Source organism: Flavobacterium sp. GNP008 (assembly GCF_056428965.1).
This window is the reverse complement of record NZ_JBWJVL010000001.1, coordinates 336,423-349,964: the sequence shown is the minus strand read 5'-3', so window position 1 is coordinate 349,964 and position 13,542 is coordinate 336,423. Positions and strand designations below refer to the sequence as shown.

The following is a 13,542-nucleotide window of genomic DNA, read 5'->3' as shown; positions in this document are numbered from 1 at the left end:
GTTTATTTTCAAATATATTATGTCAAAAACAGCAACATTAGAAATCGATGGAAAAAAAATTGAACTGCCTATAATTGTAGGAAGTGAAAATGAAGTTGCTATCGATATTAACAAATTACGAGATTTATCCGGTATAATTACACTTGATCCTGGCTATAAAAACTCAGGCTCTTGTACAAGTGACATTACTTTTCTAGATGGAGAGCTAGGGATTCTTCGTTACAGAGGCTATTCTATTGAAGATTTAGCAGAAAAAGCTGACTTCTTAGAGGTGTCTTACCTTTTGATTTTTGGGGAATTGCCGACAGTTAAGCAATTAGCACAATTTGAAACGGATATTAGAAAATACACCTTGGTCAATGAAGAAATGAAAAACATCATTGATGGTTTTCCTAAGACAGCTCATCCTATGGGCGTTTTAGCTGCTTTGACAAGTGCTTTGACTGCATTTAACCCTAAATCGGTGAATGTTGAGAATGAAAAGGAAATGTATGAGGCCGTTTGTAAAACAATGGGTAAATTCCTTGTTATTGCAACCTGGACTTACAGAAAAAGTATGGGTTATCCTTTGAATTACTATGATAATACTAAAGGATATGTCGAAAATTTCATGCGATTAATGTTTGAATTGCCTACAGAGCCTTACACTGCAAATCCTGTAGTTGTCGATGCTCTAGATAAATTGTTTATACTTCACGGAGATCATGAACAAAACTGTTCTACATCTACGGTAAGAATGGTAGGTTCTTCGCATGCAGGATTATTTGCCTCTATTTCAGCTGGAGTTTCAGCTCTTTGGGGACCATTACACGGAGGTGCAAATCAAGCTGTTCTTGAAATGTTAGAAGAAATCCATAGAAATGGTGGTGATGCTGATAAATATATGGCTAAAGCCAAAGACAAAAACGACCCTTTTAGATTGATGGGTTTTGGTCATAGGGTCTATAAAAATTTCGATCCTAGAGCGAAAATTATTAAAAAAGCAGCTAACGAAGTTTTAGCAACTCTAGGAGTTGAAGACCCCATTCTTGCTATCGCTAAGAAATTAGAAGAGTCTGCTTTAGAAGATGAGTATTTCAAATCAAGAAATTTATATCCTAATGTTGATTTCTATTCGGGGATTATATACAGAGCTTTAGGAATTCCTACAGATATGTTTACCGTAATGTTCGCTATAGGTCGTTTACCAGGTTGGATCGCACAATGGAAAGAAATGCGTGAAAATAAGGAACCGATAGGAAGACCCAGACAAATTTATACGGGACAGCCTTTGAGGGATTTTGTGCCAACAGATAAAAGATAAAATCAGTTTAAAAAGCTTCACAAATTAGTGAAGCTTTTTTTATATTTGTCAAAAGCTAAATTAGATGTTAGAATTAAATATTAAGAATGAAACTTCGAAACTTCGGGCTGTAGTTCTGGGTTCAGCGGTCAATAACGGTCCTACCCCAAAGGCAGAAGAAGCCTACGATCCAAAATCATTGGAGCATATTCTAGCGGGGACCTATCCGCTAGAGAAAGATATGGTAAATGAAATAGAAGCCTTTAATTCCGTATTAAAAAAATATGATGTGACGGTTTATCGTCCGGAGATGATTGAAAATTACAATCAGATATTTACTAGAGACATTGGTTTTGTAATTGATGGTACTTTTATAAAGTCGAATATTTTGCCCGAGAGGGAACGAGAGTTAGATGCAATTCAGTATGTAATTGACCAAATTGACCCTAAGAAAGTAGTGCGGCCTCCAGTAGAAGTCCATATAGAAGGGGGAGATGTCATGTTGTGGAACGAATACATCTTTATTGGTACGTATAAAGGAAGTGATTATAAAGACTATATCACGGCACGAACGAATATGGAAGGGGTTCAATATATCAAGGATTTATTTCCAAATAAAATTGTTAAAGAATTTGATTTGGTAAAATCTAAAATTGAGGCCCGGGATAATGCTTTGCATTTAGACTGTTGTTTTCAACCAGTGGGAAATGACAAAGGGATTATATATAAAAGCGGATTCCGCGAAGAAGCTGATTATTTGTTTCTAGTCAATCTTTTTGGAAAAAATAATTTATTTCATAGCACCAGAGAAGAGATGTATAATATGAATTCTAATATTTTTTCCATTGATACGGATGTTGTCGTTTCAGAACGAAACTTCACTAGATTGAACAATTGGCTGCGTGCAAACGGCTTTGTGGTGGAAGAAATTCCATACGCCGAAATTGCTAAACAAGAAGGATTGCTACGGTGTTCTACCCTGCCTTTAATTAGAGATTAATTATTTATTTAATGTTTAACAACGTTAAACATTAAACTTTTTAATATTAAACTAAAAATAACATGAAACAAATAACAAATTCCATATTGATGATCCGTCCTGTTGCGTTTAGAATGAACGAACAAACGACGGTTAATAATTATTATCAGAAAGTAATAGACGGGCTTTTACCAGCAACAGTAAATGCCAAAGCGCAACAAGAATTTGACGCTTTTGTCGAGAAATTAAAAGCAGTAGGTGTTGATGTCACTGTTGTTGAGGATAGCTTGACTCCGGATACACCGGATAGTCTTTTTCCGAATAACTGGATTTCTTTTCACGAGAATGGAGATGTAGCTTTGTATCCTATGTTTGCTGAAAATCGCCGTCACGAAAGGCGCGAAGATATTTTGGACATTCTGGAAGACAAAGGTTTTGTAATTAATAATATTGTGGATTATACTTCAGCGGAAGAGGATGGTTTTTTCTTAGAAGGAACAGGAAGTTTACTTCTAGACAGGGTCAATAGTAAAGCATACTGTGCTTTGTCCCCCAGAGCAGATGAAGAATTATTTATCGAGTTTTGCGAAGATTTTGACTATGCGCCAGTAATTTTTGAAGCTTTTCAAACTGTGGGCTCAGAACGGAAGCTGATTTATCACACTAATGTAATGATGTGCTTAGGAGAAAATTTTGCAGTACTTTGCTCGGACTGTATCGATGATAAAAAAGAGCGTAAAATGGTGCTGGATAATCTAAAAGCAAACGGGAAGGAAATTATTTTAATCACCGAAGCGCAAATGAATAATTTTGCAGGTAATATGTTGGAAGTCCTTGGAGCAAATGACAAAAGCTATCTGGTTATGAGTGCAGCAGCGCATCAATGTTTGACTCCAAAACAAATTGGACAACTGGAAAATCATGCTGAAATTTTGAGTTCCAGTCTGGATACTATTGAAGCTTGTGGCGGAGGAAGCGCCAGATGCATGATGGCAGAAATTTTCTTGCCTAGAAGTTAATTTTTTAAATTCAGGCAAAGAATTTGAACTTTGCCTGAATTTAAAATTTCTAGGTTAAATTTCCTTTTATAATATTTATAATGGCACTCACAATATATTGGATGCCAATGGCAATTACAATAAAACCAACAATTCTGGATATCGCTACAATTCCTGAGGCACCTAGAATTTTTGCTAAATAATGAGCGCTTTTCAGGATAACAAAAATGGCCACCGCAATTGCAAGAATGGCAAGCGAAGAGATTATAATCTCGCTAGTTGAATTGTGTTCCTGATAAAAAGCAATAAGCAAAGAAATAGAGCCAGGACCAGCAAGCATAGGTATTGCTAGTGGTGTTAATGCTATATCATTTCTTTTTTGAGCATCCGTTTCTGCTTTTTTATTGATACCTCTCTTTTTATTAAATTTCCCTGATAGTAATGAAAATCCAGAACTCACAATGATGATTCCTCCTGCGATTCGCAATGCGTCTATACTGATTCCAAAAAAAAGCAAAACATATTGTCCTATAAAGAACGAGACGATAAGTATGATGAAAACATTTATTGCTGTCCATAAAGAAATTCTGGATCGTTCTTTCTTGGTGTCATCTTGCGTAAGACCTACAAAAATAGGAACGGTACCAATAGGATTTAACACCGAAAAAAGGGCGACAAAAAGATAAATAAAGAGATCCATATGTTGTTTTTAAGTGTGTAAAAATACTCTTTTTTTACTTTTTAATGTTAGGGGAATGTTTTTTATTGCTTTTATAACTAAACCTAATAATTGCTAAACGCGTGAACCTTTTTGATTACTTTTGTGAAATATAATTATAACATGATAAAAAATAAAAAAACAGTAGTTCTTGGAGCTTCAACAAAACCTGTTAGGTATTCTTTTATGGCAATTGAAAAACTGGTCGAAAAAGGACATTCGGTTCTTGCGATTGGTCAAAATGCAGGAGAAGTTGCGGGTGTAAAAATCCAGACTAAAGCCATTCCACTTAAAAAAATAGATACGATTACTCTTTATTTAAATCCTGCACGTCAGCGCGATTACTATAATTACATCGTTGAAGCACAACCAAAACGTGTTATTTTCAATCCTGGCACGGAGAATCCGGAGTTTTATCAACTGTTAAAATTAAATGATATAAAGGTAGAAGTAGCGTGTACTCTAGTTATGTTGGCAACGAATCAATATTAGTTTTTTTGGCGCTTTTTTTTAGCTGTTTGCTTTATCTATTCTTATCTCCTTAAAAAAGCGGGATAAGAAAAGGATGTCGCTGCTTACTGAAACTTCGGGGTGGCCTGAAACTAAAATCGTGTTTCTGAAGTAGCCTCTTTGCTAATCAAGAGTAATCCAATAAAAGTGATAAGCCCGTTTACGACAATCAGTTCGTTATCGAAGACATATCCCCAAAATAATGTTTTTGAATTTTCACTGATAAAGAAAGTCACAGCCGGTGATAATAAGCATATAATTGGAACCAGTTTGTCTTTGACTGTTTTTGATTTTACAAACAACCCAAAACAATACAATCCCAAAAGCGGACCATACGTGTAGGAAGCAACCCTGAAAATCATTCCTACAACAGAACTGTCATTAATAGCGTTAAAGAAAATAATGACTAGGAACATTAGAAACGAAAAGCCAATATGAACAAAATGTCTGGTTCGCACAATATTTGGTTTGTTTATATTTTCGACTTTATCCATTGCTAAAAAATCAACACAAAATGAAGTCGTGAGCGCGGTCAAAGCTGAATCTGTAGTGGCAAAGGTAGCTGCTGTCAATCCCAACAAGAAAATAATCGAAGGGATTATTGACAAATGGTTAAAGGCAATTTCAGGAAAAAGTAAATCGGTTCTGGGTTTTCCGGTAATTAAATCGGTTGGAACTTCTATCGCGTATTTGGCGGCATAAATATAAAGCAAAGCTCCTACACTGAGGAAAAATATATTGATAAGTACAAATATTCCAGTAAACGTAAACATGTTTTTTTGAGCTTCACCAATGTTTTTACAACTGAGATTTTTTTGCATTAAATCCTGATCCAAGCCTACCATCGCAATCGTTACAAAAATCCCTCCCAGAATTTGTTTAACAAAATGAAATTTATTGGAGACAAAATCTTCCCAGAAGAAAACCTTGGAATAATTACTGTTTTTTACTTCTTCGAAAGCTTCAAAAGCTGATAAGTTTAAACTTTTACAGATAAAAAAAATAGTTAGGAAAACCGAAGTCACCAGGAAAAAAGTTTGTAACGTATCTGTAATTATTATGGTTTTCAACCCACCACGATAGGTGTATGCGAAAATTAAAACCAGCGAAATCATAACGGTAACGGCAAACGGAATTCTGTAAAAGTCAAATACATACCGTTGTAAAACTATAACAACAAGGTATAATCTAAACGAGGAACCGATTGTTCGGCTAATCAAGAAAATAGTTGCGGCAGTCTTATAGGAATAAATTCCCAATCGTTGTTCAATATACCCATAAATCGAAGTGAGATTCATGCGGTAATAAAGTGGAAGCAATACTTTTGCAATTAGAATAAATCCAATTGCATTTCCCAATACAAATTGGAAATATTTGAATTGCTCCCCATTGGGAGAGCCTACTTCTCCCGGAACCGAAATGAAGGTTACTCCGGAAAGGGCTGTCCCAATCATACCGAAAGCGACCAAATACCACCGGGAGTTTTTATTGGCTTTAAAAAAAGCCTCATTTCCACTGTCTTCTTTACTAACAAAATGAGAAATCAAAAATAGAATTCCGAAATAGAGTATTATTAATGATAGAATGGTAAATGGTGTCATTTTAGGTACATATTGGTTGTGCCAAAGTACATAAATAATCTTCAAATTTTTCAAATTTTCTATTCCGTACGTTTACCACAAATTGACTACTTTTGCTGTTATGGAATTTTCTTCGAAATTAATAGAAAAAGCAGTAAATGAAATGTCTCAGTTGCCTGGAATAGGTAAACGAACGGCATTGCGATTGGTCTTACATTTGTTAAAGCAGCCCAAGGAACAGACCGGTTTTTTATCACAAGCCTTAGTCGCCATGCGCGAAGATATTAAGTATTGTACAAGTTGTCATAATATTTCGGATAGTATGTTGTGCGAAATTTGCGCTAATCAGTCTCGAAACCATCAGATTATTTGTATTGTCGAGGATATTCGGGATGTTATGGCTATTGAAAACACGGGTCAGTTTAGAGGAATTTATCATGTTCTTGGTGGTAAAATTTCCCCTATTGACGGAGTGGGTCCCAGTCAGTTGAATATTACTGCATTAGTCGAAAAAGTAAAATTGGGTAGTGTACACGAAATTATTTTTGCGTTAAGCTCTACAATGGAAGGCGATACCACTAATTTTTATATTTACAAACAAATTGCGGATTGTGAACTAATTATTTCTACTATAGCCAGAGGGATTTCGGTGGGTGATGAGCTGGAATATGCCGATGAAGTTACCTTAGGGAGAAGTATTTTGCAAAGAGTCCCTTTTGAAAAGTTTTTTAAAAATAATTAATTTGTTTAAAAATAGCGTTACTAAATAATAGTAAATGAAAAGCTATATTTGTCGATAAAAAAATATTAAAAATGAGCAGATCCATACTCTATTTATTGATCGTTATTAGTGTGTTGCTTACCTCGTGTATTCCAACTAAAGATTTAATCTATCTTCAGAAAAAAGATAATTCACCAGATGGAAGTACAATAGCCGCAGTAGAATCGAAACCGTATCGATTGCAAATTAATGATGTTTTGAGTATTACTATTAAAGCGATAGATCCAAAATTAGTTAGTATTTTTAATACTACTAATAGTGATGTTGCAGCTGGCAAATCAGAGTCAGGATTGTATTTTGATGGCTTTACAGTTGATGATCATGGCAATATAAGAATTCCAGTTTTGGGGGATTTAAATGTAATTGGGTATACCCTAGATGAAGTTAGATTGCAAGTTGAGAAGCAATTATTAGCCGAATACTTCAATAAGGAAGCTAATATTTTTGTGACTGTAAAACTAGCCGGTTTTCGGTATACAATCAACGGAGAAATAGGTGGTCCTGGGACAAAAACCTTATTTCAGGAACATGTAAATATTATGGAAGCAGTTGCTAATGCAGGTGATATTACGATCACTGGAGATCGAAAATCAGTAACAATTATGCGAAAAACTCCTACTGGAGTAGAAATGCATGATCTAGACCTTACGGATATTAATGTGATGAAATCGCCTTATTTTTATTTACAGCCCAATGATTATGTATATATTAAACCACTCAAACAGAAAACTTGGGGAACCGGAAAAACAGGCATAGAATCATTAGGGACAATTATTACGTTGTTGTCTTTAGCCACAACTACTTTTTTGCTATTAAAAAATTAAAAACTGAGTTTAAAAAATGTTAGATATAAAAGATTTTTCCATTTTTGAAAACCAAGTCAGCTTTGACTTCAAAGGATTTCTAATAAAAATTGGAAGTTATTGGAAATGGTTTTTGATCAGTCTATTGATCACTTTTACGGTGGCCTATCAGGTAAACATTCGTAAAGAAAAAATCTACGGTATGGAAACCCTTATTGCCGTAAAAGAAGAAAGCAATCCTCTTTTTACGTCAAATACCAGTTTGGTATTTAACTGGGGTGGTACTTCAGATCAGGTTCAAGCGATTTCTACAACGTTAAAGTCTCGTTCACACAATGAGTTGGTGGTCGATAAACTGCAATACTATATTGATTATAAGGTTCAGGGCGAATATAATTTGGTAGACGCGTATGGTGCCGTGCCCTTTTTTGTAACGATAGACAAATCAAAAGGTCAGCTGACAGGAACACGCATTGGAATTACGTTTTTGAGTGAAAATGAATATGAAATCAGGATTTCATTTGAGAATCCAAGCGTTTCATTATTAACCTATACCGATAATTCATACAGGAGTACTGCAGTCGAAACGGGCGATTTTGTTAAGAGATATAAAGTAGGGCAGCAAGTCTCTTTGCCATTTTTAAATTGGAAATTACAAATAAAGGATAATCCTGGTTTTTATAAAGGAAACGAATATTTTGTGCAGTTTAATGATTTTGACGGAACAGTTTCCGCATACAAAGGATTAAGTGTTCAATCAGACGAGAAAGGAAGTTCAATAATTACTTTAGGGATGCAAGGTACCAATAAAGCCCGAATGGTAGAATATTTGAACGCCACGGTTAAGATGCTTATTAAAAGACAACTAGATAGTAAGAATCAGTTTGCTACGAATACCATAGCTTTTATAGACAGTACATTAGTTGCAATGGAATCCCAGCTTAAAGAAACGGGTAACGAACTGAAAACTTTTAGAAAAGGAAAGAATATTTATGATATAGAGGAGGGCGGAGCAAAGTTTTCGGAAAAGATTTTGGAATTTGATGTTAAGAAAGACGAGGTTAATCGTAAAATGGCCTATTACAATTCCTTGAAAGCTTATCTTAAAAATAGCGTGAATTATGCCAAACTGCCGGCGCCATCTGTAGCAGGAATTGAAGATCCAAATATTGTAGTAAATGTTTCGAAACTAATAGCGTTATCGACTCAAAGATCCGAAATGGCGTATGCTGTTAAGAGTGATAAGATTTTCAAAGATTTTGATAATCAAATGGAAGCCGTTAAAAATGTACTGTTAGAAAACATTGCTACGGCAAAATCCTCATTGCAGTATGATTTGGCTATGGTTAGCAGTAAAATAAATCAAACAGAAAGCACTATAAAGCAACTTCCTGAGGATCAACAAGAATTGATTAAAATTAAAAGAAAATATGATTTAAGTGATAATATTTATAGCACGTTTCTTCAAAAAAGGAGCGAAGCTGATATTGTGAAAGCAGCAAATTTATCTGATGTTCATTTTATAGATCCTGCAAAGGATGTTGGAGGCGGGTTGATTGGTCCTAAAACTTCCGTTAATTATGTATTGGCATTATTTCTTGGAATTCTATTTCCGTTAATTTTCGTCTTTGGAGTTTTTTTTATCAATAATTCGATTCAAAATGTGGAGGATGTCAGTAAAATGACAAAAATTCCTTTGATAGGAGTTGTTGGTGTAAACAGGGAAGCTACAAATTTAGCCGTATATGATAAACCAAAATCCGCTTTGTCCGAATCATTTAGGGCGATTCGTTCCTCACTTCAGTTTTTGTATAAACAACAAAATGTTGATGGGGCAAAGACTTTAATGATAACCTCTACAGTAAGTGGTGAAGGGAAAACATTTTGTTCGATAAACATTGCTACGGTATTTGCCTTGAGTGAGAAAAAAACAGTGATCATCGGGCTTGATTTGAGAAAACCCAAATTAGCTTTGGAATTTAATTTATCAAAGGATATAGGAGTAGTTAATTATTTAATCAAGCAAAAAACGGTTGATGAAATTATAAACCATACTCACATTCCATATTTGGATGTAATATTATCAGGACCCATTCCTCCCAATCCAGCCGAGATGATTATGAGTGAGAGAATGAAAGATCTGATTGAGGAATTGAAGAAAAAATACGATTATATTATATTGGATACACCACCAGTGGGTCTAGTTTCTGATGCGTTAGAATTAGCACAATATTGCGATGTAACGCTCTATATTGTAAGACAGAATTTTACTAAAAAGGACATGATAACCTTGTTGAACAATCGAGTGAAACGCGGAGAATTAAACAATACTAGCATAATTTTGAACGGTTTAGAAAACAAGGCAAAATATGGCACGGGCTATGGCTATGGATACGGCTACGGGACTTATGCAAACGGGTATTATGAAGAGGATAAGCCGAAAAGTATTTATCAGAATATAGCGCAAAAGATATTAAAAAAGCCAACCAAGTAACGGGTTGTTTTAAAATCAAATCAAATGATAGAGGAAGTACAAAAAGTGATTTTAATTACTGGAGGAGCAGGATTCATAGGTTCTAATCTTTGTGATTATTTTTTATCAAAAGGCTATAAGGTGGTTTGTTTAGACAATTTTGCCACAGGGCACAGACATAATCTAAAAGATTTTATAAACCATCCCAACTTTTGTTTGATTGAAGGAGATATTCGTATTGCAACAGATTGTGCAACTGCCGTTAAAGGAGTAGATTATATATTACATCAGGCGGCTTTAGGATCGGTGCCAAGGTCTATCAATGACCCTGCTACGACGAATGATGTTAATGTTTCCGGATTTTTGAATATGCTGGTAGCAGCAAGAGATGAAAAAGTAAAACGCTTTGTATATGCGGCAAGTTCCTCTACGTATGGGGATTCTGACTTGTTGCCAAAAGTAGAAGAAGTAATTGGAAAACCACTTTCTCCTTATGCCATAACGAAATATGTAAATGAGTTGTACGCTGAGATTTTTAGCAGAACTTATGGTTTAGAAACAATAGGGTTGCGTTATTTTAATGTTTTTGGAAGAAAGCAAGATCCGAATGGGGCATATGCTGCTGTTATTCCAAAATTTGTACAGCAATTCATTGCATTAGAAAGTCCAAAAATAAATGGGGATGGAAATTATTCTCGCGATTTCACTTATATTGATAATGTGATTCAAATGAATGAGTTGGCCATGTTGACACAAAATCCAGAGGCGATCAATACCGTTTATAATACAGCGTATGGGGATAGAAATACGTTGAATGATTTAGTTGGATATCTGAAAGAATTTCTAGTCGAATTCAATTCCAAAATTGGAAGTATTGTGGTTGAATATGGTCCTAATAGAGCGGGAGATATTCCACATTCATTAGCGAGTATAGATAAAGCAAAAAGATTGCTTGGCTATAATCCTAAATTCACGATGCAAGAAGGATTGAAAGTTGCGGTGAAGTGGTATTGGGAGAACTTGCAGGATAAAAGAAATTAGAGACTAGAAAATGTGAGAGGCATCAGGTAAGAATGGAGAGAAGTAGGAACAGAATAAATACAGAATTGAAAAAATAAAAGAATGAAAATTACAAAAATTTGTTGCATCGGCGCCGGCTATGTTGGTGGTCCCACTATGGCAGTCATCGCTCAAAAATGTCCACACATACATGTAACTGTAGTCGATTTGAATGAAGATCGAATTGCGGCTTGGAATGACGAAAATGTAGCTAATATTCCTATTTATGAACCCGGATTAGATAAAATTGTTGCGGAAGCACGGGGTAGAAATCTGTTTTTCTCTACTGATGTAGATAAAGCAATAGATGAAGCTCAAGTGATTTTTATATCGGTAAATACACCCACTAAGACCTATGGAAAAGGAAAAGGGATGGCGGCAGACTTGAAATATATTGAGTTGTGTGCCAGACAAATTGCGCGAGTAGCCAAAGACAATAAAATAGTAGTTGAAAAATCGACACTGCCCGTACGAACAGCAGAGGCGATTAAAAGCATTCTGGATAATACGGGTAACGGAGTGCAGTTTCAAATTCTATCCAATCCGGAGTTTTTAGCTGAAGGAACAGCCGTTTCTGATTTATTAAATCCGGATCGAATCCTTATCGGAGGTGATTCTACAGCGGAAGGTCAGTGTGCCATTCAGTCCCTTGTTGCTGTATACTCGAATTGGGTTGCTTCAGATAAAATATTAACCACTAATGTTTGGTCTTCTGAGTTGTCTAAGCTTACCGCCAATGCTTTTTTAGCACAACGCATTTCTTCGATCAACGCTATGTCCGAACTTTGTGAAAAAACAGGAGCAGATGTGAATGAAGTAGCAAAAGCGATCGGAATGGACAGTAGGATAGGGTCGAAATTTCTAAAAGCTTCCGTTGGTTTTGGGGGTTCTTGTTTTCAAAAAGATATTCTAAATTTAGTTTACATCGCAAAATCGTATGGTTTACATGAAGTTGCGGATTATTGGGAGCAAGTAATAATCATGAATGACCATCAAAAAAGACGGTTCTCTACTACAATTGTTCAGACACTTTATAACACGGTTTCCGATAAAAAAATTACTTTTTTGGGTTGGGCCTTCAAAAAAGACACCAATGACACTAGAGAATCTGCCGCTATTTATGTTGCGGATGATTTGATCAATGAGCACGCCAAAATTGCAGTTTATGATCCGAAAGTTTCTAGTAAAAAAATCGTAGCCGATCTAAATTATTTAGAGACAAGAAATGCAGAGAGTAATGCCGACAGTATATGTTCGTTTGTAGATCCTTATGAAGCGTGCCAAAATGCACATGCTATCGCTGTACTGACAGAGTGGGATGAGTTTATAACGTATGATTGGCAAAAAATATATGATTCTATGCAAAAACCTGCTTTTGTTTTTGACGGTCGAAACTTGCTAAACGGTCCTGATTTGCGATCAATTGGCTTTATTTATCAGGCGATTGGTTCTTAATGGAAAAATATAATAGCAGCGTTAAAAAAGAATGAGCCCAGCTTTTTTTAGCTATAATAATGTATTCTAAATAAGTTGTGAAAATTAATTATTATTACAAAGCAGAAGATGAATTGGTATGTAGTGTATACAAAGCCCAAATGGGAGAAAAAAGTTGCAGAACAATTAAAAAAAATTGGAATTGCGTGTTATTGTCCTTTGATTATACAAGAACGGCAATGGTCGGATAGGAAAAAAAAGGTAGAAGTACCACTTTTTAATTCGTATGTATTTGTTCAGGTTGCGGAAACGGATAGGAACTCTGTGTTTCAATCAGTGGGTGCTGTGCGGTATTTATTTTGGTTGGGAAAACCCGCTATTGTTCGGGATGAAGAGATCAATATTATAAAAAAATGGCTCACTACTCCAGGTGGGAATGAAGTTATGGTAGAGACTTATCAAATTGGGGATAGTATTCAATTAGAATCAGGGCCTTTTGCCAACCATAAAGCTAAAATTAAGGAGGTCACCAATACGCATTATGTATTGGTTTTAGAATCTTTAGGATGTGTCTTGAAAATGAAAATCAAGTAAATAAGGGATTTAGGTAATTCATTTTTAAAAATATATTCTACAATATTTTTGATTTCTATTTGTGTATGTAGTTCAGGTGTTTTAAAAAGGGTATAATTATTGAAATTAAGGATTCTAAAATAACGTCTGTCAATTTTAAGAACTTTTGTTGTAATTAAAAAAAGATTAATATTTTTCATGATTTGTTTATTGTAACGGGTACAAAATCAAATTTTAATTTTTTTTGCAATAGAGTCTTTAAAAGCGATGATTTAGTAGTAAAATTCATTGTTTTTGGGTTTGTTTGGTCTCATTAAATTAGGTGATTTTTTAAAAAAAACATTTCATTATT

General features: G+C 35.0%; 12 protein-coding genes. 10 read left to right on the top strand and 2 right to left on the bottom strand.

From position 1 onward, the window contains the following. Nucleotides 1-19: 19 nt before the first annotated feature. The 3 genes from AC0608_RS01595 (at nt 20) to ctlX (ending at nt 3,280) form a co-directional block, all read left to right on the top strand. Entirely contained in the window at nt 20-1,303 is a 1,284-nt protein-coding gene (locus AC0608_RS01595) for a citrate synthase (RefSeq protein ID WP_417961084.1), read from the top strand. Between the two features lie 64 nt (nt 1,304-1,367). Next, a complete protein-coding gene (locus tag AC0608_RS01590) occupies nt 1,368-2,282 on the top strand; it encodes a dimethylarginine dimethylaminohydrolase family protein (RefSeq protein ID WP_478287922.1) in 915 nt (304 codons plus the stop codon). A 62-nt stretch (nt 2,283-2,344) separates the two neighbouring features. Continuing rightward, nucleotides 2,345-3,280 carry a citrulline utilization hydrolase CtlX gene (ctlX, locus tag AC0608_RS01585; RefSeq protein WP_478287921.1) on the top strand — a complete coding sequence of 312 codons (936 nt, stop codon included), beginning with the start codon at nt 2,345-2,347 and terminating at the stop codon, nt 3,278-3,280. A gap of 49 nt (nt 3,281-3,329) precedes the next feature. On the opposite strand, the gene AC0608_RS01580 is transcribed toward ctlX, so the two are convergent. Then, complete coding sequence (locus AC0608_RS01580; protein WP_417961077.1) at nt 3,330-3,959, bottom strand: MarC family NAAT transporter; 630 nt, start codon at nt 3,957-3,959, stop codon at nt 3,330-3,332. A gap of 144 nt (nt 3,960-4,103) precedes the next feature. Here AC0608_RS01580 and AC0608_RS01575 point away from each other — a divergent pair, with 144 nt between their 5' ends. Then, nucleotides 4,104-4,469, top strand: coding sequence for a CoA-binding protein (locus AC0608_RS01575; protein WP_417961239.1), 366 nt, complete (start codon nt 4,104-4,106; stop codon nt 4,467-4,469). A 110-nt stretch (nt 4,470-4,579) separates the two neighbouring features. Here AC0608_RS01575 and AC0608_RS01570 read toward each other — a convergent pair whose 3' ends face one another. After that, nucleotides 4,580-6,088, bottom strand: a complete 1,509-nt coding sequence (locus AC0608_RS01570) for a sodium:solute symporter (RefSeq protein ID WP_417961075.1) — start codon at nt 6,086-6,088, stop codon at nt 4,580-4,582. 100 nt (nt 6,089-6,188) lie between these two features. Here AC0608_RS01570 and recR point away from each other — a divergent pair, with 100 nt between their 5' ends. The 6 genes from recR to AC0608_RS01540 all read left to right on the top strand — a co-directional run bounded on the left by recR (nt 6,189) and on the right by AC0608_RS01540 (nt 13,211). Next, nucleotides 6,189-6,809, top strand: coding sequence for a recombination mediator RecR (recR, locus tag AC0608_RS01565; protein ID WP_478287920.1), 621 nt, complete (start codon nt 6,189-6,191; stop codon nt 6,807-6,809). Between the two features lie 71 nt (nt 6,810-6,880). Next, nucleotides 6,881-7,672 carry a polysaccharide biosynthesis/export family protein gene (locus AC0608_RS01560; RefSeq protein ID WP_478287919.1) on the top strand — a complete coding sequence of 264 codons (792 nt, stop codon included), beginning with the start codon at nt 6,881-6,883 and terminating at the stop codon, nt 7,670-7,672. 16 nt (nt 7,673-7,688) lie between these two features. Then, the gene (locus AC0608_RS01555; RefSeq protein WP_478287918.1) at nt 7,689-10,145 is read left to right on the top strand and encodes a polysaccharide biosynthesis tyrosine autokinase; all 2,457 of its coding nucleotides are present in this window, start codon (nt 7,689-7,691) and stop codon (nt 10,143-10,145) included. A gap of 24 nt (nt 10,146-10,169) precedes the next feature. Beyond that, nucleotides 10,170-11,165, top strand: a complete 996-nt coding sequence (locus AC0608_RS01550) for an SDR family oxidoreductase (RefSeq protein ID WP_478287917.1) — start codon at nt 10,170-10,172, stop codon at nt 11,163-11,165. A gap of 81 nt (nt 11,166-11,246) precedes the next feature. Then, nucleotides 11,247-12,638, top strand: a complete 1,392-nt coding sequence (locus AC0608_RS01545; RefSeq protein WP_478287916.1) for a UDP-glucose 6-dehydrogenase — start codon at nt 11,247-11,249, stop codon at nt 12,636-12,638. 108 nt (nt 12,639-12,746) lie between these two features. Then, nucleotides 12,747-13,211, top strand: coding sequence for a UpxY family transcription antiterminator (locus AC0608_RS01540; protein WP_478287915.1), 465 nt, complete (start codon nt 12,747-12,749; stop codon nt 13,209-13,211). Nucleotides 13,212-13,542 lie beyond the last annotated feature (331 nt).

Coding starts and splice junctions, on each gene's coding strand:
- AC0608_RS01550 (WP_478287917.1), top strand. CDS start 10,170: ATGATAGAGGAAGTACAAAAAGTGATTTTAATTACTGGAGGAGCAGGA.
- AC0608_RS01545 (WP_478287916.1), top strand. CDS start 11,247: ATGAAAATTACAAAAATTTGTTGCATCGGCGCCGGCTATGTTGGTGGT.
- AC0608_RS01555 (WP_478287918.1), top strand. CDS start 7,689: ATGTTAGATATAAAAGATTTTTCCATTTTTGAAAACCAAGTCAGCTTT.
- AC0608_RS01540 (WP_478287915.1), top strand. CDS start 12,747: ATGAATTGGTATGTAGTGTATACAAAGCCCAAATGGGAGAAAAAAGTT.
- AC0608_RS01590 (WP_478287922.1), top strand. CDS start 1,368: ATGTTAGAATTAAATATTAAGAATGAAACTTCGAAACTTCGGGCTGTA.
- AC0608_RS01580 (WP_417961077.1), bottom strand. CDS start 3,959: ATGGATCTCTTTATTTATCTTTTTGTCGCCCTTTTTTCGGTGTTAAAT.
- recR (WP_478287920.1), top strand. CDS start 6,189: ATGGAATTTTCTTCGAAATTAATAGAAAAAGCAGTAAATGAAATGTCT.
- AC0608_RS01560 (WP_478287919.1), top strand. CDS start 6,881: ATGAGCAGATCCATACTCTATTTATTGATCGTTATTAGTGTGTTGCTT.
- AC0608_RS01570 (WP_417961075.1), bottom strand. CDS start 6,088: ATGACACCATTTACCATTCTATCATTAATAATACTCTATTTCGGAATT.
- ctlX (WP_478287921.1), top strand. CDS start 2,345: ATGAAACAAATAACAAATTCCATATTGATGATCCGTCCTGTTGCGTTT.
- AC0608_RS01595 (WP_417961084.1), top strand. CDS start 20: ATGTCAAAAACAGCAACATTAGAAATCGATGGAAAAAAAATTGAACTG.